This window comes from Aestuariibacter salexigens DSM 15300, assembly GCF_000429145.1.
Classification (GTDB): domain Bacteria; phylum Pseudomonadota; class Gammaproteobacteria; order Enterobacterales; family Alteromonadaceae; genus Aestuariibacter; species Aestuariibacter salexigens.
Genome location: NZ_AUBH01000007.1, coordinates 26039 through 50812 on the forward strand (window position 1 = coordinate 26039; position 24774 = coordinate 50812).

At 49.4% G+C, this 24774-nt stretch carries 19 protein-coding genes and 1 tRNA gene; 12 read left to right on the forward strand and 8 right to left on the reverse strand.

The genetic code is table 11. The annotated features are described in order from the left end of the window. The first annotated feature begins 16 nt into the window (after positions 1-16). Positions 17-331 carry a thiosulfate sulfurtransferase GlpE gene (glpE, locus tag G441_RS0111790; protein ID WP_026376537.1) on the forward strand — a complete coding sequence of 105 codons (315 nt, stop codon included), beginning with the start codon at positions 17-19 and terminating at the stop codon, positions 329-331. Beyond that, positions 332-1186 carry a rhomboid family intramembrane serine protease GlpG gene (glpG, locus tag G441_RS0111795; protein WP_026376538.1) on the forward strand — a complete coding sequence of 285 codons (855 nt, stop codon included), beginning with the start codon at positions 332-334 and terminating at the stop codon, positions 1184-1186. Here glpG and G441_RS0111800 read toward each other — a convergent pair. Continuing rightward, a complete protein-coding gene (locus G441_RS0111800; protein ID WP_026376539.1) occupies positions 1177-1569 on the reverse strand; it encodes a flagellar basal body-associated protein FliL in 393 nt (130 codons plus the stop codon). The genes glpG and G441_RS0111800 overlap by 10 nt on opposite strands. 232 nt (positions 1570-1801) lie before the next feature. Between G441_RS0111800 and G441_RS0111805 the strand changes: the two genes are divergently transcribed. Together G441_RS0111805 and ubiA are read left to right on the forward strand one after the other, a co-directional pair. Further along, positions 1802-2374 (forward strand): chorismate--pyruvate lyase family protein, encoded by a 573-nt coding sequence (locus G441_RS0111805; RefSeq protein WP_051275567.1) that lies wholly within the window; start codon positions 1802-1804, stop codon positions 2372-2374. A 32-nt stretch (positions 2375-2406) separates the two neighbouring features. Next, positions 2407-3234 (forward strand): 4-hydroxybenzoate octaprenyltransferase, encoded by an 828-nt coding sequence (gene ubiA, locus G441_RS0111810; RefSeq protein ID WP_034475067.1) that lies wholly within the window; start codon positions 2407-2409, stop codon positions 3232-3234. Positions 3235-3244: 10 nt separating this feature from the next. Here ubiA and ubiK read toward each other — a convergent pair whose 3' ends face one another. Next, positions 3245-3502, reverse strand: coding sequence for a ubiquinone biosynthesis accessory factor UbiK (ubiK, locus tag G441_RS0111815; protein ID WP_026376542.1), 258 nt, complete (start codon positions 3500-3502; stop codon positions 3245-3247). Between the two features lie 152 nt (positions 3503-3654). On the opposite strand from ubiK, the gene rep reads away from it, so the two are divergent. Further along, complete coding sequence (rep, locus tag G441_RS0111820) at positions 3655-5667, forward strand: DNA helicase Rep (RefSeq protein ID WP_026376543.1); 2013 nt, start codon at positions 3655-3657, stop codon at positions 5665-5667. Between the two features lie 5 nt (positions 5668-5672). Here the strand turns inward: rep and G441_RS0111825 are convergent, their stop codons facing one another. Next, a complete protein-coding gene (locus G441_RS0111825) occupies positions 5673-8285 on the reverse strand; it encodes a bifunctional diguanylate cyclase/phosphodiesterase (RefSeq protein ID WP_026376544.1) in 2613 nt (870 codons plus the stop codon). Between the two features lie 101 nt (positions 8286-8386). Then, positions 8387-8785 (reverse strand): c-type cytochrome, encoded by a 399-nt coding sequence (locus G441_RS0111830; protein WP_420806152.1) that lies wholly within the window; start codon positions 8783-8785, stop codon positions 8387-8389. Positions 8786-9171: 386 nt separating this feature from the next. Between G441_RS0111830 and G441_RS0111835 the strand changes: the two genes are divergently transcribed. The 3 genes from G441_RS0111835 to G441_RS0111850 all read left to right on the forward strand — a co-directional run bounded on the left by G441_RS0111835 (position 9172) and on the right by G441_RS0111850 (position 13154). Then, positions 9172-9248, forward strand: a tRNA-Arg gene (locus G441_RS0111835). A 375-nt stretch (positions 9249-9623) separates the two neighbouring features. Beyond that, positions 9624-12068 (forward strand): CehA/McbA family metallohydrolase, encoded by a 2445-nt coding sequence (locus G441_RS0111845; protein ID WP_026376546.1) that lies wholly within the window; start codon positions 9624-9626, stop codon positions 12066-12068. A gap of 42 nt (positions 12069-12110) precedes the next feature. Further along, on the forward strand, positions 12111-13154 hold the full coding sequence (locus G441_RS0111850) for a cysteine synthase A (protein WP_026376547.1): 1044 nt from the start codon (positions 12111-12113) through the stop codon (positions 13152-13154). Here G441_RS0111850 and G441_RS0111855 read toward each other — a convergent pair. Both G441_RS0111855 and G441_RS0111860 read right to left on the reverse strand, forming a co-directional pair. Beyond that, on the reverse strand, positions 13151-13498 hold the full coding sequence (locus tag G441_RS0111855) for a response regulator (RefSeq protein WP_026376548.1): 348 nt from the start codon (positions 13496-13498) through the stop codon (positions 13151-13153). The genes G441_RS0111850 and G441_RS0111855 overlap by 4 nt on opposite strands. Beyond that, on the reverse strand, positions 13495-15369 hold the full coding sequence (locus G441_RS0111860) for a PAS domain-containing sensor histidine kinase (protein ID WP_026376549.1): 1875 nt from the start codon (positions 15367-15369) through the stop codon (positions 13495-13497). The genes G441_RS0111855 and G441_RS0111860 overlap by 4 nt, the downstream gene beginning before the upstream one ends. Before the next feature lie 126 nt (positions 15370-15495). On the opposite strand from G441_RS0111860, the gene G441_RS0111865 reads away from it, so the two are divergent. The 4 genes from G441_RS0111865 to G441_RS0111885 all read left to right on the forward strand — a co-directional run bounded on the left by G441_RS0111865 (position 15496) and on the right by G441_RS0111885 (position 22318). Further along, entirely contained in the window at positions 15496-16275 is a 780-nt protein-coding gene (locus G441_RS0111865; protein WP_026376550.1) for an amidohydrolase, read from the forward strand. Positions 16276-16658: 383 nt separating this feature from the next. Next, complete coding sequence (locus G441_RS0111875) at positions 16659-18005, forward strand: MFS transporter (RefSeq protein WP_051275569.1); 1347 nt, start codon at positions 16659-16661, stop codon at positions 18003-18005. 144 nt (positions 18006-18149) lie between these two features. Continuing rightward, entirely contained in the window at positions 18150-19205 is a 1056-nt protein-coding gene (locus tag G441_RS18590; protein ID WP_034475028.1) for an efflux RND transporter periplasmic adaptor subunit, read from the forward strand. After that, positions 19202-22318, forward strand: a complete 3117-nt coding sequence (locus G441_RS0111885) for an efflux RND transporter permease subunit (protein WP_026376553.1) — start codon at positions 19202-19204, stop codon at positions 22316-22318. The genes G441_RS18590 and G441_RS0111885 overlap by 4 nt, the downstream gene beginning before the upstream one ends. Positions 22319-22320: 2 nt before the next feature. Here G441_RS0111885 and G441_RS0111890 read toward each other — a convergent pair whose 3' ends face one another. Both G441_RS0111890 and G441_RS0111895 read right to left on the reverse strand, forming a co-directional pair. Then, a complete protein-coding gene (locus tag G441_RS0111890; RefSeq protein ID WP_026376554.1) occupies positions 22321-22902 on the reverse strand; it encodes an isochorismatase family protein in 582 nt (193 codons plus the stop codon). A gap of 2 nt (positions 22903-22904) precedes the next feature. Then, complete coding sequence (locus G441_RS0111895; protein WP_026376555.1) at positions 22905-24773, reverse strand: hydantoinase B/oxoprolinase family protein; 1869 nt, start codon at positions 24771-24773, stop codon at positions 22905-22907. Position 24774 lies beyond the last annotated feature (1 nt).

The following is a 24774-nucleotide window of genomic DNA, read 5'->3' on the forward strand; positions in this document are numbered from 1 at the left end:
CTGAGGACGTTCATTTATGTTTAAGCACCTGTCAGTGCAGGAAGCACACTCGTACATCAATACGGGAGAGCCTGTGGTGGTTGATATTCGCGACCCGCAGACCTTTGCGGCCGGTCATATTGAAGGTGCTTTTCATCTGAATAACGACAGTCTGCCGGCATTTATGCAGCAGACGTCCAAACAGACGCCCGTCATTGTCTGTTGCTATCACGGTATCAGTAGCCAGCAGGCTGCCCAGTTTCTAGTCCAGCAAGGCTACGAGAATGTGTTTAATCTGGATGGTGGTTTTGAGGCCTGGCGCCAGAATGCTGATTTCTCAACGGGAGATTGAGTGAGTAAACCCGTTGTTGCGTTCAGTATTGAGTCTCCGGCCAGACTGCTAGTGGATTATCTGAACAGCCAGTCTATTCAATCTGAATATCAACGTTTCTCCGGTGAACACCCGCACACGGTGGTCATTTTGGACGATAATGACGAGGCGGCGGCCAAGGGTATCGTTGAAGAGTTTATCGCTAACCCGGAAGACCAGAAATATCAGCAAACAGCGTGGTCGCAAGGGCAGTCTGTTAAGTTGAGCGATGACAGCTCGGGGCCCAAGACGCCTGTTTTGCAGGTGTTGAAACAGGCACCGTTTACCAGTCTCATCATGCTGCTATGTATCTCAGTATATGTGCTTTTGTTGCTGGGCTTTTTCAGAGAGGTATTTGCCGCGCTTGGCATGCAGTCACTTGATGTGCTGGCTGTTAACCATCAGTGGTGGAGACTGATAGGCCCTGATTTTATTCACTTCTCAGCCACACATATTGTTTTCAATCTGCTGTGGTGGTGGATACTGGGCAAGGATATCGAGCGGGTGTTTGGCTCATCGAGTCTGATTATTCTGTTTTTACTATCATCGCTTGCCGCTAACCTCGGGCAGCTGATGACCAGTGGGCCCAATTTTGGTGGTCTATCTGGTGTTGTGTATGCGGTGTTCGGGTTCGTATGGTGGATTGGCGTGCTACGTCCGTCGTGGGGATTGTCTTTACCCCGTCACCTGATCGGCTTTATGCTAATTTGGCTGGTGCTGGGGTATGCAGATGTGCTGTGGGTGAACATGGCAAATACCGCCCATACCTTAGGACTGATTTCCGGCTGTGCCTTCGCTTGGGTAATGAGTCGGCTTAAGGCGACGCCTCAGCCTTGATATAAATACTTAGTAAATATCACATCGCGCACCATTTCCGAGCCCGTTTCTTTGCGCATAAGCTCGCGCAACGCGTCCAATGTCGTTCTACGGATATCTTCCCGGCCGGTTAATGATTTTATGCGTTCTTCAGGCTGGCGGCCAAAGATGTCGATAATGGTGGCGCGTAGCAGCGGCGAGTGATGTTCTGCTGCTTCGAGGTTTTCAGGGCTGTCCAGCATTAGCTCAATGGTGACCCGGACATAACCCAGTCTGCGAGCGTCCGAGCTTAAATAATTGGTGACGATATCTGGCTCTAGCCCAAAGTAGGCAACAGTAGATTGCGCAGACAGTCCTGGGGTGGCCAGTAGCAGTGATAACGCCAAAAATCGCAGTACTTTCATTGATTCCATTACATTGTTCATAAGCTTATTTGATTGTATCAGTGCCCTGCACGACACACACTGTCACTTTAGTATAACCTGCTGCAATGGCAAAGAGGTTATACCGGCTGTGTGGTAAATAAGATCTCTGGCTTGCAGGGTCGCCAACTAAGCTTATCGGCTGATATACTCAATACTTATAAAAAACTGTCCGTCAGGGCATCGCCAAGTACAGCAAAATAAAAGAATCACATTGCAATCGATACCTGATTTCCCTGTTGGCCCATCGTCTGCGTGGCAAGACGCGCAGCACGTGTCTGTGCCCGAACCATACTTAAGAAACTGGTTGCTGGATACCGGATCGTTGACCGAGCGCTTGCAAAGTATGTGCAGACGGTTTGATCTCATACTACTTGGTCAGCATCCAGCCCAACCCACAGATTGTGAGCGCGACGTGCTACCCGATAAGCCGCTTGGCGGAAACTGGGTCATACGGGAAGTGATCCTGTGTGGTGACGGCCAGCCCTGGGTATACGCCCGCTCGGTAATTTGTCAGGCTCTGGTAGATGGCGAGTTATCGCAATTAGGTCAGCAGCCTTTAGGTAAAGTCATTTTTAACGATAAACGGTTTTCACGCAGCGAGTTTCAGCTCAGCTATGCGCTGGCGCCAGATAAACTTGCCCCCCTTATTGAGCCAAAAGATATGTATCTGTGGGGACGTCGTTCGTGTTTTCATTATGCCGACCATGTGATGTTGGTGGCGGAAACTTTTTTGCCCGATGCACCAGCATATCGTGGCGTTAAAAATGAAAGGATGAAGTCGTGACGCAAGGTAAACTACTGTCGTACTGGCGTTTAATGAGAGCCGATAAACCCATTGGTATATATCTTTTGCTGTGGCCGACGGTATGGGCATTACTGATTGCTGCTCAGGGGCTGCCGGAATGGCATATCCTTTTCGTTTTTGTTGCCGGTGTGGTCGTTATGCGCTCTGCCGGGTGTGTGATAAACGATTATGCAGACCGACATGTTGACGGCGCGGTGAAGCGTACTTCAGCACGTCCGCTTGTGTCCGGAGAAGTAACGGAACGTGAAGCGCTGGGATTGTTCGCAGCATTGATTGCCATCGCCTTAGTGCTGGTATTACAACTCAATGTGCACACTATCTTACTGTCATTGGGTGCACTGATGCTGGCCAGTAGCTATCCGTTTATGAAGCGCTACACGCATCTGCCTCAGGTCGTGCTAGGCGCCGCCTTCGGTTGGGGGATCCCTATGGCCTTTATGGCCATTCAGCAGCAGGTGCCGTGGTGGGCATGGATTGTCTATGCAGCAAACCTAAGCTGGACGGTTGCGTATGACACCTTCTACGCAATGGTAGATAGGGACGACGATATTGAGATTGGAGTAAAGTCGACGGCGATTTTATTTGGCAAACATGACTTACTGATTATCGCCGCGCTGCAGTGTGTGATGCTGGCACTGTTGATACTGGTGGGACATCAATTAGCCCTTTCCTGGCCTTACTGGATGTCTTTGCTGGTTTGCGTAGGCCTGTTTATCCAACAGCTTTGGTCAACACGTGACAGAGATAGGCAGGCCTGTTTTCATGCGTTTCTGAACAATCACTACGTCGGACTGGTCATTGCTTTAGGGCTGAGCGGACACTATCTAATAATTGCCTGAACCACCCGAATTAAGCGTTACCACCCGAGTGCTGTTTTTCCAGTTCAGCGATTCGCGCTTCCATGGCTTCAAGCTTCTCGCGGGTTCGGATCAGTACCTGGCTTTGCACGTCGAATTCTTCACGACTGACAAAATCCAGCTTGGATAGTTGTGACTGCAGCACCTGTTTAATGCGCTGCTCTGCCTCACCAGCCATACTTTTCACACCGGGTGGTACAGCGTTAGAAATTTGTTTGGCGATGTCTTCAAGTTTTTTAGGATCTAGCATCTGGCACCTCCTGTTCCGCGTGGCAGCCTGTATTCAATAAACGTGATAATGTGAGTGTAACATTGTAAGCCGACGCACAGGTACAAAGACTATTGGCCTGTGACGACTAAATTCACTACACTTTCGCTCCTTCTTTGCCGTAGTGTGTTTGTATGAAGCTAAATCCTGGCCAACAACAAGCCGTTGAGTACATATCCGGTCCCTGTCTGGTGCTGGCTGGCGCAGGCAGTGGCAAAACTCGCGTTATTACCAACAAAATTGCTTATCTGGTGCGTCAGTGTGATATTCCTGCCCGCTATATCGCTGCGGTGACGTTTACCAACAAAGCCGCGCGGGAAATGAAAGAACGCGTCGCGCAAACGCTTGGAAAGAAAGAGGCGCGGGGGCTGAAGGTGTCGACCTTTCACACATTAGGTCTGAATATCATCAAAGCAGAAACCAAATCGCTGGGCATCAAGCCGGGTTTTAGCTTGTTTGATGATAAGGACACCATGCAGCTGTTAAAAGATCTGACCGATGATGAACTTGGCGGAGACAAAGAGCAGTTGGCTATTCTGCAGAACTGCATTTCAAACTGGAAGAATGACTTGCTGCTGCCTGAGCAGCTACTGGCTAGCGCGTCGTCACAGGGCGAAAATGAATTTGCGCAATTTTACCAGCGTTACCAGAATCATCTGCGAGCCTATAACGCCCTGGATTTCGATGATCTGATCTTAATGCCCACTCTACTATTCAAAGAGCAGCAACACCTTCGCGAGAAGTGGCAAAGCAGAATTCAGTACTTGTTGGTTGATGAATATCAGGATACCAATACCAGCCAGTACGAATTGGTAAGATTGTTAGTCGGGGAAAGGGCACGATTTACCGTGGTAGGGGATGACGATCAGTCCATTTATTCATGGCGCGGCGCTAAACCACAGAATCTGGCGTTGCTGCAAAAGGATTTTCCACGTCTAAACGTAATAAAGCTCGAACAGAACTATCGTTCTTCAGGCCGGATACTGCACAGCGCAAACATCCTCATTCAGAACAACCCCCATGTGTTTGATAAGCGCCTTTTCTCTGAACTGGATTACGGTGAGCCGCTGAAAGTGCTGGTTACCAAAAATGAAGAGGATGAAGCCGAGCGCGTGGTATCCGAACTGATTGCGCACAAGTTTATGCGCAACACTGATTTTCGCGATTACGCCATTTTGTACCGGGGCAATCATCAGTCCCGCGTATTTGAAAAGGTATTGATGCGCAACCGTATTCCCTATCGCATCAGCGGTGGGATGTCGTTTTTTGGCCGTACGGAAGTCAAAGACATCATGGCCTATCTACGCTTATTGGTGAATCAGGACGACGATAACGCGTTGCTTCGCATTATCAATACGCCAACTCGCGGGATTGGCAGAGCCACATTAGAAAAACTGGGTAATTTTGCTAATCATCTGCATGTCAGTATTTTTGAAGCGGCCTGTCACCAAGGACTGGCATCAGTGCTCACTGGTAAGGCACTGCAATCTGTACAGCAGTTCTCTCGCTGGATAGTCGAATTGTCAGACCGCGCTATAAGAGGGGACGCGGCCGCTTGTATCCGTGAACTGATTAAAGCATCCGGCTATGAAGAATGGCTATATGAAACCAGTCCCAGCCCGAAAGCGGCGGAAATGGCGATGTCGAACATCAGTACGCTGTTTGGCTGGGTGACGGATATGCTGGAGGGTAATGAGCTCGATGCACCTATGACCCTTCAGGAAGTCGTTAACAGACTTATTTTGCGCGATATGATGGAGCGCGGCGAGGAGGCTGATGATGCCGATCAGGTGCAGCTCATGACGCTACATGCGTCAAAAGGACTGGAGTTTCCGTTTGTGTTTATGGTGGGAATGGAAGAAGGATTATTACCTCACCAGAGCAGCATTGATGAAGACAATATCGAAGAAGAACGACGCTTAGGGTATGTCGGGATCACCAGAGCACAGCAGGAACTCACGTTTACTCTGGCCAGAGAGCGCCGTCAGTATGGAGAACTTATCGCTCCTGAACCCAGCCGTTTTTTGTTTGAATTACCTCAGGATGATGTCGTGTGGCAGGATAAAAAAGTGAAAGACAGTCCGGAAGTCAGGCAACAAAAAGGTCAGCAGAGCATCAGTAATTTACGCAACCTCCTGAATAAATAAGATGATTACGCAGTTTGTCTTGATTTTTCGATGACTGTATTGAACGGCACAGACTCAGCAAGATACCTGCCTTGTCCGAAACGACAGCCAATCTCTTCCAGTGCTGCCATTTGCTGACGACTTTCGACACCGTCTGCAATCAACTTGTAGTTCAGATGTTCTGAAATCAACATCACTGACTGAATAAGCTTGATGTTACGCTGTGAGCGCGGAATAGACTTAACGAATCGATGGTCGATTTTGACGAAATCAAACGGGTAAGCGAATAAATAACTCAATGACGCCAAACCGCTACCAAAATTATCCAGCACCAGTGTGACACCAACGCGTTTTAGCTTTTTAATCGCGGGTAACAGGAACTGTGATCGTCTGTTCAGGTCATTTTCATCAAACTCAAATGCCAGCATTTTCGGATCAATGCCGCTGTTCTTGATGTAATCAACCAGCTGGTTAACCAGTGAGGGTTGCATGATATGGTTGATAGATAAATTCACCGCCACCTTGTGGTGACGTTCCTCACCCTCTTGCCATAGCTTCAGAATGTCACACGCTTTGCCGAGCATGAACATATCCAGTTCGAGCGTTAAACCACTATGCTCTGCAACGTGCCAGAACTGTTCGCGCTTCACTTTACCCAGCGTTGGATGTTGCCAGCGAACATAACACTCGTGGAATATTACCTGCTTATCGGCAAAGCTGAATGCGGGTTGCAGATAGCACTCGAATTCTTCTTCACGTAGCGTGCGGCGGAACTCATTTTCAAGCGCCAACTCTTCAAGCAAGCGATCGCGCATACTCTTATCGAACATCACGTAGCGGCCACGGCCCATGGCTTTGGCCTGATACATGGCTGCGTCAGCGTCTCGAATGATTTCGTCTGCTGATTGATATCCGCTTTCAATATAGGCAATACCGATACTGGCACCCGAATACATTTCTTTGCCTTCCAATTCAAAGGGCAAAGAAATAGATTCAATGATACGTGATGCCACCTCTTCGACATCTTCGTCGCTCTCGAAGTTGTCTAGCAGGATAACGAATTCGTCACCGCCGAGACGCGCGAGCAAGTCGTGTCCGCGAATACAGTTCTGGATGCGTCTGGCAACTTCAATCAGGAACTGGTCTCCGGCCAAATGGCCGAGCGTGTCGTTAATCAGCTTAAAGCGGTCGAGGTCAATAAACAGCACTGCGAAGTTATTTTCCTTGTAGCGCTTTTTGTTCGCTATCGCCAGTTCAAGACGGCTGTTAAACATGGTGCGGTTGGGCAAGTCAGTCAGACCGTCGTGATGCGCATCATGAAGCAGCTTTAATTCAATTTGTTTACGTTCGTTGATCTGTTTTTTCAGGAACTCATTGGTCTGGTGTAGCTCTTCTGTGCGCTCCTGCACTTTTTCCGTCAGTATCTGGTTGTATTCCTGTATCGAGTCGGCTGAACGTTTACGCTCCATCGCCACGGCAATGTGGTGTGATACAAAGCGCAATAATTCCAGGTCACGCTGTGTATATTTGGCGTGCTTACCGTAGGTCTGAATGGCAATAACGCCTGAGATTTCACCATCAACGACCAGCGGTGAACCGAGCCAAGAGTTAGAACTGTCAAGCATTCGCTGGGCGGTTGACACGTCCAGTTCGCCCGCTTCGGCCAGTTCAACAACGCGAGACGGGTTGACCAGTTCGGCTCTGCCGGTACGCAGTACATATTCGGTCAGACCCAGGCCGAGGGGACGACTTTCCTGAGAATCCTTATTTTCATCACTGAAGTAGGGAAACTCGAGTTTCTCACCTTTTTCGTCAAGTGTGGCAATGTAACAGTTTGGTGCGCTTAATAGACGCGCGATGATGTCGTGGAGGCTGCCATAAAACTGCAGCATGTTGCCTTCAAAGCCGGCCGATAGCTCAGAAATCTCAAACAACGCTTGCTGCAGAGATTCGATGCGCTGACGCTCCAGAATCTCTTCCTGTAGCTCATCATTCATTTGGCGTAGTTGTTTGGTACGCTCGCGAATAGTGCGTTCGGTTAGCTCCCGACTCTTTACCCTGTCGACAGTGTTGATAATGTGCTGCGACACGAACAGCAGCAGCTCGAGATCGTCTGGTGAGTAGCGAACCGCGTCGTCATAACTCTGCACCACCATGGCGCCGATAACCTGGGAGCCTCTTTTCAGAGGCACGCCAATAAGATCTACAGGTAACTCACCAAAAGCTTTGATTTTGTGTTTGGTCAGCAGTTCTTGCTGATTCTCTTTGGTAAAAACCAGATGTTTACCGCTTCTAAGGATATGCCCGGTGATGCCATCCATCAGTTTGGATGCGGGAATTTGGGTTACCGTCTGTTCGTCAAATTCATCCACAAAGTAGACGAAATCAACCAGCTCTTTGTCACGTTCATAGAACGCGACAAAAAAGTTCTGGGCGTTCATAAAGCGTCCCACGATGTCGTGGATTGCGGGGTACAGACGTGATAATTCACTGACCGAACTGGCCAGCTCTGAAATATCAAACAGCGCTTTTTGCATAGCAACAGCGTGTTTGTATTTATCTGTCATCTGCTGCAACTGGGGAATGAGTTCGCGAAGTTCCTGTTCGGAAAGCTCACCAGTTGACTTGTGGGACGTCATAATCTGCCAATGCAAGGTTTAACGGTCAAACGTTAAACATACGTGATAAACATAAAAATGGCCACTGCTTCAGTGGCCAGTTTGCGTGCAAAATTGGGTAATTAAATTCCCTCAATCATGTATTCAATCGCAGCTTTGATATCGTCATTTGAGCAGTTACCACAGGTCCCCATGGGAGGCATGCCGCCAATACCGTTAATAGCATTTTGCCAAACAGTATCAAAACCCTTTTCATCCAAACGAGGCTGCCAGTCAGCTGCAACTTGTAATTTTGGTGCACCCAGCACACCCACACCGTGACACGCTACGCATGCCTGGTTATAGATTTCTTCACCTGAACGAGGTCCACCGGCAGCAGGTGCCGCCTGAGCGCCTGCAATATGTACTGACCCAGTCGGTTTAATACGCTCTTTGATCGCTTCCTCAGTCATTTCTTGCGCCTGTACAGCGAAAACGGTTAACGCACAAGCGACAACACCAAGTAATACTTTACGAATCACACTCATCTCCAAAGCGATTTGATTAATTCTTAACAGCGTTCGATTATAACGGGAAATCACATATGAACAACTTTTAGTTCGATAAGAAGAAATCAGCCCGCAATCAACGCAAAACACATATTTTTATACGCTAAAACCAGTTGAAGCGATTACATCAGCTGCGTATCATTAGCGCCGCTTTACAAGCACCCGTAGCTCAGCTGGGTAATGAGCGGTCTCCGTAGGGGACGATTAGTGATTTAACATCACTAATCGAGCGAAGCACGCGAGTACAGGAGGTACGAGCTGGGGGAAATGCATCATGGACGTGTTTACCAGACACATAATTCGTCAGCCTGGTTTGGAACGACCCACCATGGACGGGTCAGAACAAGTTATTAAAGTCCGCACCCGTAGCTCAGCTGGATAGAGCGTTGCCCTCCGGAGGCAAAGGTCATAGGTTCGAATCCTATCGGGTGCGCCATAAATGCAAAACCGACCTTTTGGGTCGGTTTTTGCGTTTAGCACCTTATGGATGAGAAGCTATTGAGGTTCGACCAAAATGTCGGGAACATTTTGGGACTGCCGCAGGCAGGCCGCGAAGCGGTGAGTATCAGGATGATGCGAACAATCCTATCGGGTGCGCCATACGTGACTTTGGTGTATACCTGATACATAGGTAACACTTTATTCCGAATGGATAGGTAACACATTCAGAACAAAGCAATGCTTTGCCGTGAACCTGCTGCGCCCTATCGGGTGCGCCTTCGCATTTGCGCCGCAACCACCTTCCTTGTATTAAAAATCACTTGTTTCTATTGTTAATGCTCTGACACTGTTTTTTACTACGCAGGTACTTATGCGCTATTTCTCCGCTTTCACCGCAAATGGGCTGTCTGTCATTGCACTTTTATTTACGTGTTCAGCTTTGGCGCAGTGGGTTAACCATTATCCCAAACTCGATGATTTTGGGCATCACGTATATCTTGAACAGCACGAGCTACCGATTCTTGCCCACGGTATTACCGATCCTGCCCCGTCTCCTGACGGCAAGCATATCGCCATTGCCTCAAAAGGCTGGATATGGCTGCTGGACGTCAGTTCTGGTGTGGCAACCAGGCTAACCTCATCGCGAGGTGTCGACTCCCGTCCACGATGGTCACCAGATGGTCGCTATTTGGCGTTTGTCAGAGACTTTGGTCACGATACATCAGTGGTAATAAAAGCGCTTGAGTCTGGTGAAGAGCAACTCATAAATAGCCCCGCCATTGATATCGACCCTGAGTTTAGTCACAACGGTCAGCATCTTTTTTACAGTAGTGGTGAAACAGGCTCGTTGGATCTGTTTCAATGGCATCTCGGTAGCGGACAAAAACAGCAAGTTACTGAGCTCAGGCAGGTTGAACGTAATGTTCGTCAATTGCATGATCGTAGTGCTTTCATTTACCTGCACGGTAGTGGCGCGCATCGAACGCTTCGACTAAGAGATATGTTAGCCGGGCAAGACGATATCATTCACGCCCAGACTCTGACTTATCATCTCACGAGCGACGTACACCCAAGTCGCGACTTACTGGTTTTCAGTGCACCGATCGATAACGACTATCATCTGTGGACGATGGATATTAACGACCCTAGGGTAAAGAACAGACTCACCAATGGCCATGCATTTGCATTAACGCCCGCCTTTAGTGCCGATGGGGACAGTATCTACTATGTCATCTTGACGGAGGGTCGCCAGTTTCAACTCATGCGCATTGCTACCTATGGTGGTACAGCTGAGGCCATTAATGTAGATAAGTGGGACTATGGTAGTAGCACAGGCACATTAAAAGTCAGAGTAGAAAGCAGCGACAAAAATACCGGTGCTGCCAGAGTGTCAATTGCTGACGAGCAGGGGCATCCTGTGGCAAACCCCGTTGGTGCGACTTTTGTCGATCCGCAAACCGGACGCACATATTTTTACGTGGACGGTGAGGCTACTTTAACCCTGCCTGTGGGTCAGTATTTTATTGAGGCAGTGCAAGGACCGTTCACGCCAGTAATGTCTAGACAAGTCACAGTAAAGGAATCGCAAAGCAGTTCGCTGTCTTTGACTTTTACGCCAATTTGGGACGCAAAGACAGCAGGGTACATGTCCGCCGATTTTCATGTTCATCTCAACGGTGATGGTCATCACAGAGCGACCCACCAAGATGCCCTGTTGCAAATGCGAGGTGAAGATTTGAACCTGTTGGCGCCGCAATCCTGGAACCGCTGGGAGAGACGCATTGACGAAAAGCTGATTGGTCAGCACACCAGTGAAAATGAATTTACTGTCATGCAAGGACAAGAGGTACGTTCACATTTTCATGGTCATGTAGGCCTTATCAATGTAAATACACCTTTTACACCATGGTTTTTTGGGCCGACTAATCCCGTATTGGGCGATCCGAATCTGACCAATGCCAGAGTGTTTGACTACGCAAAAAATGTTGGTGCGTTTGCTACCTACGTGCACCCGGTAGCAGGTGATGGCGATCCGTTCGCCCAGTCACCAGTGAGTGGCATTCCGCTTGAGTTGGTGTCGGATGGCGTGCTTGAAGAGCGCATGGGGATAGAACTGGTCTGCGCCTGGACGAGTCCTTTAGGTACGGCAGAAGTTTGGTATCGTCTGTTAAATATCGGTCAGCCAGTGGTCGCCATGTCTGGCACGGATACCTGGATTGACTTTCATCGCACGCCCGCAGTGGGCACGGGGCGTACCTATGTGCGAGTCCCCGCAGAGCAGCGTACTGATGAGGCATTGGTATCGGCCGCCTTGGCTGGACGAAGTGTGCTTACTACTGGCCCAATGCTGGAGCTCTCTGTTGCTGACAACGTGACGCCTGGAGGTGTGATAGAGAGTGGCACGCATGACTATGCAATAACACTAAGCTCGACGGCTGCATTGGAATATGTCGAACTGATTGTTAATGGCAAGGTTGTGCAGCGTTTAGACGGTATCCAGGCAGCAACTACAAAACACTACGCGGGCACTATTTCTTTGCCTCCCGGCGGCTGGATTGCTGCCAGAGCGTACGCTGCCGAACAGCGCGCTGATAGCTGGCCAAGCATGCATGCCAGGCCGTTTGTGCATACCTCACCAATCTGGATTGAAAACATCGGCAGCACCGAGCCTTCATCCAGAAAAGCCGCCGCAAAAGACTTGTTAATGGCGATTGATGCTGCTGAGCAACGCGCAAAATCAGCCTACGGCGACCGAGACATGCCGGCATTATACGGTCGCTTTGCCGAGGCTCGAGAACGCCTCAAATTCATGTAGAATTGTGTCCATAAGTTGAATCGACGGGTGGCTTTCTCTCCTATGCGTGTATACCAAAATCAGGCCCAGCAAATTGGCAATACCGATCTTTTACGCATTGCGTCGTTATCAGAGCTGACCGGCTGCGACATCTTTATTAAATGCGAGCATCAGAATCCGGGCGGCTCGATTAAAGATCGTGCGGCATTGAGGATGGTGCAGGATGCTATTGATGCAGGCCATTTAACACCGGGTATGACAATCGTAGAGGGTACCGCGGGTAACACCGGTATTGGATTGGCGCTGGTCGCCAAGGCGCTGGGGTATGACATGCTGACGGTCATGCCTAGCGGTCAGACACCGGAAAAAGAAAAGATGATCACGTTGCACGGTGCCACGTTAAAACTGGTGAAGCCATGTCCGTTCAAAGACCCCAATCATTTCTATCACACTGCACGAAGACTAGGCGAAGAGAACGAAAGCTACTGGTGGGCCAACCAATTTGAAAATCTAAGTAATTTCTATGCCCATTTCGAAGGCACAGGTCCGGAAATCTGGCAGCAGACTCAGGGTAAAATTGACGCGTTTGTCTCCGTCTGCGGCACCGGGGGAACGGTAGCAGGTAATTCTGCTTATCTGAAACAGCAGAATCCCGATATTAAAAACTGGCTGGTTGATCCTGATGGCTCAGGGATCTACCAGTATCTTAAAAGTGGCGAATATAAGTCTTCTGGAAGCTCATTCACCGAGGGCATTGGCATTATGCGTCTGGTAGAAAATTTTAAACGCGCAAAGCTTGATCATGCAGTGAATTTGCCCGACCAGGATTTGGTCACTCTGTCCCGATTTGTGCGCGACAATGACGGTATTGTGCTGGGCAGCAGCTCTGCACTAAACGTATGTGGAGCGGTATTTGCGGCGGCCAAAATGGGCGTTGGTAAGCGTATTGTGACTTTCTCCTGTGACCTGGGAGAACGCTCTTATTCCAAGCTGTATAATCCGGAATTTCTTGCCGATTGTGGTATCGATGAAAAAGCCCAAACCATGGTTCAGCTCTTCAAGCGCTACCAATCGTCACAGGGCCCGGACTATCTCACGCTGGGCTAACTTTGATGCTTGCTGGCAATATCTTCCAATAGCTGTTGCAGCTGCACAAAATTGATAGGTTTAGTCAGCAGGCCGGCAAAGTGCTCGGGGCAGCCTAAGTCCAATTCACCGGTAATTAGGTAACAGTCAATGTGATTGCCGATACGCGCGCGTAAATCAATACCGTTGATGCCGGGCATGCGATAGTCAATGAAGCAGCACGCTATCTCTCTATCGGATAGGAAGTTCAAGGCTTCCATTGGTTCGGTGAACGTATGCACATTGATGTTTTCTGATGAAAAAAACTCGCTGTACAGTTCGCACAGATCCGGTTCGTCATCAATAAATACCACATCACAGGTCATGATTTACGTTGCCTTTTAGGAAGCGTCAGAACAAAGCTAGTATGCTCATCGAGCAAAGTATAGACGAGCGAGCCATTATGCTCAGCGATGATCCCGGCCGAAATACTTAATCCCAGCCCCGTGCCATCGCCCACTTCCTTGGTAGTAAAGAATGGGTCAAAAATACTGTCAAGTACATGCTGCTCGATCCCTTTGCCGGAATCCTGGACCGTAATTGTGCAGTTAAGATTGTTACTCCTGATAAACACCTTGGTCCATGATTGGGAATTGTGCTTGTTGGCATCAATAGAATTGACTAACAGGTTAACCAGCACCTGCTGGATCTGAATTTCATCACATTTGCACATGATAGGATCTTCAGAGGTGATAACGTCAATCCCGTGCTGGTGGCGTTTTGCGTTACTTTCGACCAATTCAATGCTTTCACGCACGAGGCTATTTACATTAATGTTTCGTGTAGATATTCCATGGTTGCTTCTTGAAAACTTACGCAGTCCTCGCACGATGGTGGCGATTCTGGCTGTGGATTTTTCAATCTTTTCAACGTGTTTTACGGTCTTTTTATCGTTTTGGTGATGCTTGCCAATAATCTGAGCGTTGCCGGCAATGACCGTAAGCGGATTATTGATTTCATGGGCGATGCTGGCAGAGAGTTTGCCTAAAGACGCCATTCTGGACGCATGAATAAGTTTATCGTTTTGTTGTTTCAGGTCTTGTCGCATTCTGATTTGTTCAGATATATCGCGGGTGATGGTGGCAATGCCGATTTTCTCTCCCGACGATGTATCACGTACTACAAAGTGGGTATCAAACACAGGGACTTCTTCTTCAGTCTGGAGGTTTCTGAATACTGTTTCGCCTGCATAGGTTTCACCACGCTCCAACGTCGACAGAATGTCACGTACGACGGTCTCACGTAGATGTTCAGGGTAGCAATCAGGGATACTGATTTGAGTAATATCCGCATCCTGCGCCATGCCAATCATCTTTCGGCCAGCCGGGTTCAGATAAACCGGCTCATTATTGTTGTTGGCGATGCCAATAAAATCCTGCGAGTTATCAATTACAGCCTTAAACATGTCAAGCTCGACACTCGTTTCACGAGTGACTAACTCCAGACTCTTCTGCTCAGTAATATCCTGCACTGTGCCACGAATTTTGGCGACCTCGCCGCGTTCGTTGTATACCGCGTTACCAGCAACCCTAATCCACAGCGACTCATCCGCCGAATTCACAATTTGAAATTCATCGTCCCATGAGGTTCCATACACTAGGCACTGATTTATGAAATGCTCGATACGCGGCCTGTCATCAGGAATGTAAAATTTCAGCCCTTGTTCTTTTGTGACCGGAGTGCCGTAGGGCACTTTATGTATTTTATAAACCTGTTCAGACCAGATAACGTCATCGGTAATGACATCAATCTGCCAGCCTCCTATCTTGAGATTATTCTGAATATTATTGAGTAGCTCGCTGGCTTCATAGCTACTGTGCATATCTTTGCCGAACGCCATGTAGCAAAACGGCTCGCCGTTTTGATCCCGTTGGATAAAAAAGCTGAATTCCATCAGAAAAATTTCATCGCTAGCAAAATTACGGACGTGCAGCTGTTTGTGGACTTTATCTACATAGTGAGATTGCTCTACTACTTCCTTTATAAACGTGTCATGGTCTTGTCGGGATATAAAATCAAGCATTGTGAGGTGTGACAGGTCGACGCCAATTTCCAGTCCGAAAATACGTCTGCCAGCGTGATTGACGAATACAGCTTGCCCCTCAGAGGTCGCAACGCCAAAAAAATCATTGCAGCGCTGTAGTATATCAATCGCGATGGGCTGCAGGCCGAGCGCCTGCAACTTCTTTTCACTCACAGCAACCTCCCTTACTTAACCGGTGCCGCGAGTGGGTGTTAGCCAATGTGGCCGATAAGTTATATATGACTTTTAGACTATAGACACTCATAATGCGCTGCACAAAAATTCAATCGATAAAGTGACATGACATCACCAATGCTTCGTGTGGCATGCCTGCAAATGTCACCAGAGTGGCTGCAGCCACAATCAAATATGCGTCGTATAGAAGCGCTATTAGAAGATTCTGCGACTGTCGATTTAATCGTATTGCCTGAAATGTTCACTACCGGTTTTGATACATCGTCAGACCATTCGGACGAGGGTGGCCATCAAGCCAAGGCCTGGATGCAGCGTCTCGCGGCTAGCAAGAAAGCGGTAGTGTGCGGTTCGGTAAAAGTGAGTGACAATGGCAAGATTATGAATCGGTTTATTGCCATGTCCGCGTCTCAGGAGCTTGTCCACTACGATAAGGTCCATTTGTTCGGTCAGGAGCAACAAGCATTAACACCCGGTTCAGCCCGACGCATCTTTACACTAAGAGGTCTGCGTATTTTGCCGCAGGTGTGTTATGACCTGCGCTTTCCGGTATTGGCCAGAAACCAGGACGATTACGACGTTATAATAAACGTTGCAAGCTGGCCAAAGTATCGCATTCACCACTGGGATACGTTACTTAAAGCCCGTGCGATTGAGAACCAGAGCTACGTCATCGGTGTAAATCGGGTTGGTGAAGATGGTAACGATTGGGAATATGTCGGACATAGCCAGGTCATTTCGCCAATGGGAGAGGTGATAGCAAATGCTGGTGATCAACCGGATAAGTTGATTTACGCAGAATTGAGATTGTCAGATGTTGCGGATGTGCGTCAGAAACTGCCTTATCTGAAAGACCGGGATGAATTCAAAATTACCGGTATCGATTAACCAAAGAGTTTCAATAATTGCTTGATAGTAAGATAAACGCATCCGAACATGCAGATCGACACCGAGAGGTTGAACAGCCTGTCAGGCCATGTAGTTGCGGAAAAAGCGCTAGCGAATTCTAAACCCAAAAACGCGAACGTTAAGTAACGTAGCAGTAGTGTTATCGCCATGCTAATTAGGAGTAGTTTCATATTTATACCGATAAAAGCGACTACGTTAGCAAGTTAGCTAGAGCCAAAATACTGTACCAAAGACGAGAAACTTGAAGAGCGGCGTTTAATTTCACACACAGTTATTCAATCTTTATCAACGTTGAATGAGTATTTATCTCGCACTCATAATCTGGAGGCTTCACTATCTCTCAACGCGACACAACCTCTCTTATCGCGCTAATTGCGGTATGTAGCGGCTATCTAATTGCGCCTTTGGGTCTGGCAGCAGTGAACGTTGCCATACCTGCGCTTGCTGACGATCTGCAGGCCACTGCCAGTCAGGTAGGTTGGCTACCTACGCTTTACATGTTGGGCAGCGTGGCGTTTATGCTGCCGGTGGGCAAGCTGGCCGATATGTATGGCAGAAAAAGAATGTACGCGCTGGGATTATTGGTAAATGCAGTCGCCGCGCTGTTTTGTGGGTTGAGCAATGACATTAATCACGTTCTGGTATGGCGCTTCGTTCAGGGCGTTGCCGGGGCGATGATTTTTGGTACCGGCATCGCCATTGTGACGTCTGTTACCTCTGCCAAAAAACGCGGCAAAGCATTAGGCCTGGTCGCGTCCTGTGTATATGTCGGGCTTACTGCAGCGCCGGCTGCAGGCGGGTATCTCACTGATGCGTTTGGCTGGCGCGCCGTATTTTATTTCCAAATTCCGTTTGTCCTGGTGTTACTGGCATTCATGCTGGTTAAGCTCAAAGGAGAATGGAAAAGCGAACAGCAAACCACGTTTGACTGGTCAGGCTCTGCACTGTTTGTTTTGTTTGCTGCCAGTCTGGTTTATGGTCTGGCGAACCTGCCACATGCTACTGGCATTGCTTGTCTTGTCGGTGCAGTTGGGCTGTTGTCGCTGTTCGTCATGCATCAGCAACGTCAGCAACAGCCTTTGATCCGCACTAAGCTATTCTCTGAAAACCGGATGTTCAGTTTGTCGTTGGCAACGGCGTTTTTTATGTACGCGAGTAATTTTGCCATTGTCTTTTTACTCAGTCTCTACCTGCAATATGTAAAAGGTTTTAGTCCCTCACAGGCAGGCAATGTGTTGCTGGTGCAGGCCCTATGTATGGCGGTCATCGCACCGTTCGCCGGTCATCTGGCAGATCGGTTTCAATCAAGAATCGTAGCGACAGCAGGTTGTATTGCGGTGCTTTGCGGCTTTATTGGACTTAATTTTATTGACGTTACGTCAACCACGGTGTTTATCATCCTTACACTAGCCCTGGTCGGTACAGGCTTTGGTCTGTTTTCAACGCCTAACAACAGCGCCATCATGGGTGCGGTGGACGCTCGGGAAATGGGCGTAGCATCTGCCAGCATGAATCTCGCTCGCACCATCGGTAATCTGTTTGGTATAAGTTTGATCAACCTTCTATTGCAACTTGATCTTGGCGATACTGCCCTGAGTGCGAAATACAGTGCTGAGATCATGCATACTATCTCCGTCGCTCTGACGATATCACTGGTTATGGTTGTGATTGCGACATTGCTGTCGATGTCTCGCGGCAGTCATCAGTAATTTAGGTCTGCTGACAGCTCTCTTGCAGCCATCGGAGTCGCTGAAGTGCAAATTTTTTGCGTTCAGTGACGGTATAACTATGATCAAGCTACGAGTCGCCAACGTACAATTCTCACCACAGTTAAAGGATATCAGCGAGTATTTATGTGGAAGAACGCCGTCACACTTATATTTTTGCTCATTACCACGCCTCTGCTAGCGCAGTCCTGGGGAGGTAATAGCCGACCTGCACTGGTGCTGGTTGAACCGATAGTATTTGAGTACGAAGAAAATAATATCGAGGCCGTCGGTACAGCGGAAGCCGTACGCTCGGTCATATTATTCCCTGCAGCAGCTGATCGAGTGACGGCGGTCAATTTTGAACCAGGTCAAATGGTAGAGAAAGGTGACGTGCTGGTTGAGTTGGATGCCAGACGTCAGAAAGTGGCGGTAGAACGTGCTGAAATCAGTCTGGCGGATGCCGAGCGCAATGTTCGCCGTTTACTGGAAAGTCAGCAGCAAGGGGCGGTAGCACAAAGCGACTTAGACGATGCCAAAACCGTCAGAGATCTTGCCAAAGTGGCGCTGGATGAAGCGCGCGCCGATCTTGAAGACAGGCAGGTTGTCGCACCCTTTTCGGGGGTGATGGGGCTCACCGACGTGGAAGTAGGCGACCGAATCAACTTGCAAACAGCCATCACTACAATCGACGCACGAGACGAGTTGTTTGTTAATTTCAGAGCGCCTGAAGCCGCCCTCAATGTGCTGTTGAACAACCCAGACGTGACGCTACAGCCATGGTCAAATCGAACTCTTGAGCTTGACGCTAAGATTGCTGAAGTCGACTCAAGAATCAATGAACAAGACCGTACACTGCGAGCCCGTGCCGTGTTAGACAACAGTGACGACCGTTATCGTCCGGGTATGAGTTTCAGGGTCAGCTTAAAAGTGCGTGGCAATCGCTATGCAGCAATTCCCGAGGCAGCCATGTCATGGGGAGCGGGTGGCGCCTACGTATGGAAGGCCGAGGACGGCAAAGCTGTGCGCATTCCGGTAGAAATTAAACAGCGTCTGCGTGGTCGAATTCTGGTGTCAGGCGATTTGCAAGAAGGTGAATCACTCATTTCCGAGGGTGTGCAACGTCTGCGCGAAGGACAGGCGGTATCAGCGCAAGAGACTAGCGTTGCTCGCGCTAACGCGATTGAAGGAGTCGCCGGATGAAGCCGACCGAACTGCTGCACCTGAGTGACCTTCCGTCGCTGAGTATTCGGCGTCCGGTCCTGATTATTGTCCTTAATCTGCTGATTGTTATCGCCGGTTTCGCTGCGCTTAACGGCGTAGAAGTGCGTGAACTGCCAGATGTCGACCGGCCCATTGTGACCGTGTCTGCCAACTATCCAGGCGGTTCCCCTGAAACCGTTGATGCCGAAGTGACTAGTCGTCTTGAGGGCGCCGTTGCACGGGTGAGTGGAGTGAAGTCCATCAATGCGCAGAGCGAAGAAGGTTACTCTCGTATTCGCGTTGAATTTCGTCCCGGCATCGATCTTGAAGATGCCGCCAATGATACTCGAGAATCTGTCAGTCGTGTGCAGCGGCAGCTGCCTGATGAGGTAGAAAGGCTATCCATCGTTAAGGCGGATAACGACGCGCAGTCTGTGGTCAATCTTGCTGTATCCAGTCCGACGCTGGATTTAGAATCCCTTACCGAGCGGGTGGAAACTGACCTTGCGCCTCTGTTTTTGAGTATTCCTGGCGTTGCTGATGTCAGGCTTGATGGTGAACGTCAGCGCGTACTTCGGGTTACCGTCGATCCGCTAAGATTGACCAGCTTCGGGTTATCCATGTCAGATGTGGCGGATGCACTGCGCCTTGCACCTTTTGACGTCCCGGCGGGCAGTCTACGTTCCAGCGACCAGCAGCTTATTGTGCGGGCTGATGCTACCTCCGTCACAGCTGAAGAAGTGTCCGATATTGTGATACGCGGTGACACTCGTATCGGAGACGTGGCAAGTGTGTACTTTGGGCCGGATGACGCTAATAGTTATGTTAGGCTAAATGGCGTTCCGGTTATAGGTCTGGGTGTGATCCGCCAGGCTAAGTCAAACACCATTGAAATATCTGACCAGATTCTGGCTATGGTGGAGAATCTCAAGAAGCGGTTCACAGATATGGAGATTACGGTCACCTCTGACGATGCTGAGTTTATTCGCGATTCCGTTCAAGAAGTTGTTGTCTCGCTAGGACTGACTATTCTGCTGGTCATCGCTACATTATGGCTGTTTATCGGCTCAGGTCGCGCAACGATCGTACCGGCGTTTTCTATCCCAGTATCGCTAACAGGCGCACTCGCCGTGGTATGGATGCTGGGATTTTCTATCAATATCCTGACGCTGCTTGCATTGGTGCTTGCGACAGGACTCATTGTTGACGATGCTATCGTGGTATCGGAAAACATTCAGCGTCGTCGAGCTATGGGACTGGGCGCAAGGGCTGCCGCGGTTGTCGGAACACGTGAAGTATTTTTTGCAGTAGTCGCTACCACCGCAGTGTTGGTTGCTGTCTTCGTACCCATTGCCTTTCTGCCATCTACTGCCGGTCGTCTATTCCGAGAATTTGGCGGGGTACTGGCCGGAGCGGTGATCATTTCATCGTTTGTGGCACTGTCACTAGTGCCTGCTCTCACCGCTAGACTGCCCCTCAAAAATAAACAAGGCGGGCTGTTTAGCGCCACGTTTGGTCGTTTTGGTATGGCCATGCTTGCAGGATACGATAAGGCGCTCAAGTGGTCATTGAAATATGCATGGCTGGTATTAGCGCTCAGTATTGGTGCAGCCGTTGCCGCATTTAGTGTGTATCAGAATCTGGATAATGAATTATTACCACCTGAAGATCGCGGCTCTGTACGAGTGTTTGCGCGGGGTCCTGATGGCGTGGGTATCGAGTTTATGGATCGTCAGGCCGAAGCGATGGAGTCAAAGCTGATGCCTTACGTCGAAGATGGCACCATCGACAGTATCTATACCATCGTAGGGCGCTGGGATCCGAATATCGTGTTTATTCGCGTGCCGCTCACACATTGGGATGATCGTGAATACAGTCAGCAGGAGATTATCGACAAGCTACGTCCTGAGCTGAGTGATATTCCGGGCGCACCGGGGCGCGCATTTGGCGGAAACAGTCTGAATTTGCGTGGCCAGGGTGGCGGTATGGAAATAGCACTTACCGGTGCCAACTATGAAGACATCTATCAGGCGGCATTGGCCTTCAGTCAGGCGGTTGAAGACAACATCCCTGAATTGGGCCGTCCGCGTATTTCTTATCAACCGACGCAGCCACAGCTACGCGTGAATATCGACAGACGTCGGGCTGAAGAACTGGGCGTACCCTTTGACGACATCAGCCGCACTCTGAGAGCAGCAATTCAGGGTGATGATATTGCTGACCTCAACGTAGGCGATCAGGCGGTTCCCATCATTTTGCAGTCTAATACCCGTAACACCGGTAACCCTTCAGATCTGACTAATTTGTATGTGCAGTCACGTAGTGGAAATCTGGTGCCGCTGTCATCTATTGCTTATCTGACCGAAGAGGGGGTGGCTGCCGAACTTGAGCGCGTCGCACAGCGTCGCGCTATCGAAATTGATATGGAGCTGCCAGACACTATCACGCTTGAGTCGGCGGTAGAACAGTTGCGTGCGTTGGCAGAGGAAACGCTGCCGGCCGGTATCGGCCTGGTATTCCTTGGCGAAGCGCAAACCTTTGAAGAGACCTCAAAACAAGTCGCCCTGACTTACATACTGGCATTCGTCATTGTGCTTCTTGTGTTAGCGGCACAGTTTGAAAGTGTAAACAGCGCAGTGGTAGTTATGCTGACCGTGCCTTTCGGTATTGCGGCTGCCATTTTCGCGCTATATCTGACCGGTACGTCGGTGAATGTGTATTCACAGATCGGATTGGTCATGTTGATCGGTCTGTTAGCGAAGAACTCCATCCTTCTGGTGGAATTTGCCGACCAGCTCAGAGATCAGGGTGAAAGCGTACGTGACGCCATTATAAAGGCGGGACATGTCCGCTTACGTCCCATCATGATGACGCTGATGTCTACCATTTTAGGTGGCCTGCCGCTGATACTCTCAACCGGTGCCGGCGCTGAAGCGCGTAATGCAATAGGCTGGGTAGTATTTGGTGGCTTAGGCATCGCGGTAGTCTTTACACTGTTTCTGACGCCTGTGTTGTATTACTTCCTGGCGCGCTTCACCAAGCCTCGTGCAGACGAAGCGAAACGTCTGGAAAACGAGCTTGAACAGGCACAAAATGAGCTGACGTCACACTGACGTCAGCTGCCCACTATGCTATCCAGTGATACCACTTTGCCATACTTGGCGTTGATGTCATGCAAGTTGGCGTGATGTGCCATGAGGTTACGGTCACCACACGCTTCTCGTACAACCACAACCGGATAATTGTGTTGTAAGCCATCAACAGCGGTAGCTCTGACACATCCAGATGTGGTCAACCCTGAAATGACCAGTGAATCTGCCTGACATGCTTTGAGCTTGTCAGCAAGGTCCGTGGCAAAGAATGCACTGGCCCAGCATTTTTCAATGATCTGCTCACCGTCTATTGGGGCAACACGACGATCGATATTGACCCATTTACTGTCTCTTTCAAGAATATTGAGATCCGGCAGGCGCTGCCTGAATACGCTAGCCTGCTGTGGGTTGTCATATATCACGGTGGTAAAAAATACTGGAAAACCCTGTTTCCTGAACCACTTCAGTAGTGATTGGTTGGCACTGACGGTCTCGTCGAATACGCCTCCAAGAGGACTGGAGGGGGACGTGAAACCCACACTGAGATCGACCAGGATCAACGCGGGGCGCTGACCCAGGCCGATATCACCGGTATTCAGGTCCATCGTCAGGCTCTGGCTTGTCTGAACTTAGGCGCAACAGGTGGTTCAAGCCCTGTTTCCTCAAGACATCTGGCCTTGATTTCATCCATGCTGCCGCCCTTATTGAACAATTGCGTGTCACCACGTTGTTCAGACAACGTCTTGCGTAATGCCTGAGTAGCTGCCTCGTCGACAGTCAAATCCTCTGTGATGACCACACCGTAGCGTTTCGCTCCTTCAATGGAAACGAGATCACGATGCACATCTGCCAATACTAACTGAGGATCACGCTGGTACGGGTCGCCCCATCCGCCGCCACCCCAGGTATCAAAGTACAGCAGATCACCAGCGCGGACTTCAATATCATCACACTTGGCCGGTAGAATCTGTTCGCTGCCGTCGGTTCGAACCAGACGTTTGGTGGAACGTCTGCCTGGCTCGCCACCGTTCACTCCCCACGGGTAGGTCAGCCAGCGCTCATCGTGGATAGCAATATGGCCATCACATAAGAACCGATACGCCACGGACAGGCCATTACCGCCGCGGTGCAAACCTGCGCCGCCGGAATCCGGTATGGTGCGATATTGTTCAACCCTAAGCGGAAAATACGCTTCGATAAACTCATTCGGTACATTGGTAAAGCCAGGCCATAGAGAGTGACCATCGGGCCCGTCACCAACAGGACGACCGGGTATGCCACCAAAACCAATCTGGAAAAGCTGGAACCACTCGCCATTGTCATCATAGCCGGAGTAAAACAGGTGCGGAGAGTCTGAGAAGCCCGCGGCGTTCATCGCTTCCGGCGCGCCCTGACCCAGTAAACCACCCATAACATCGAAAATACGTCCCAATGCGTGGGTACGTCCTGATAGTGCGGCAGGGAAGTTTGGCTTCAGTAGGCTTCCTTTCGGAATGCGTACTTCAACCAAATCATAGAAGCCATCATTGAACAGGATCTGTGGGTCGACCAGATTAATAGTGAACGAGCCGAAGAACATTTTGAACATTTCTTCATTGAGATAGAAATTGATCGAACTTTGTGCCTGTGGGTCTGTGCCATCAAAATCAAAAATCGCTTTTTCACCCTCTCGCCACATCTTACATTTTATTTTGTATGGCCCCATGCCCATGCCGTCATCGCACACATAATCTTCAAAGCTTCGCGGCTCTTCCGGTACCAGCATGTTAATGATTGCAGACATGGCAATCTTGTTGCGCTCAAGCATGATTTCCATGGTTGAGTAAAAAATGTCATCACCGAAGCGTTCAGCAATCTCTTTACAACGCTTAGCCGCAGTATTGCAAGCTGCAACCAGAGCGTTTAAATCGAATCGGTTCCATTGGGGAGTGCGCACATTGTGCAGGATAAGCTCAAGAATATCTGACTGCAGCTCGCCTTTCTTATACAGCTTGGTAGGCGGAATACGGATCCCTTCCTGATAGATGCTGGTGGCTTTAATAGGAATTGAACCGGGCACCATACCTCCGTTATCGGACATATGCCCAAACATGGCTGACCACGCTATATGCCTGCCATCTTTAAAGATAGGTACCAGTACAATCCAGTCGGGTAGGTGAGAGACCGCCGCATTACACATATACGGGTCGTTGGTCATCAGAATATCGCCTTCCTCAACTTCGCCTTCATAAGCCTGCATAAAGCCGTGAATAAATGAACCAAACTGGCCAACGACCATTTTGCCGTCGCGGTTAGCAATCATAGGAAAGCAGTCACCTTGTTCACGAATGCCGGGGCTCATCGCCGTGCGAAACAGCACCGCATCCATTTCTTCACGGGCGTTGCGCAGTGCATTTTCAATGATATCTACAGTGACGGTATCAACATCAATGCGCGAGAACGCGGCTGAATTGGTTTCTATAATTTTTTCTCTCATG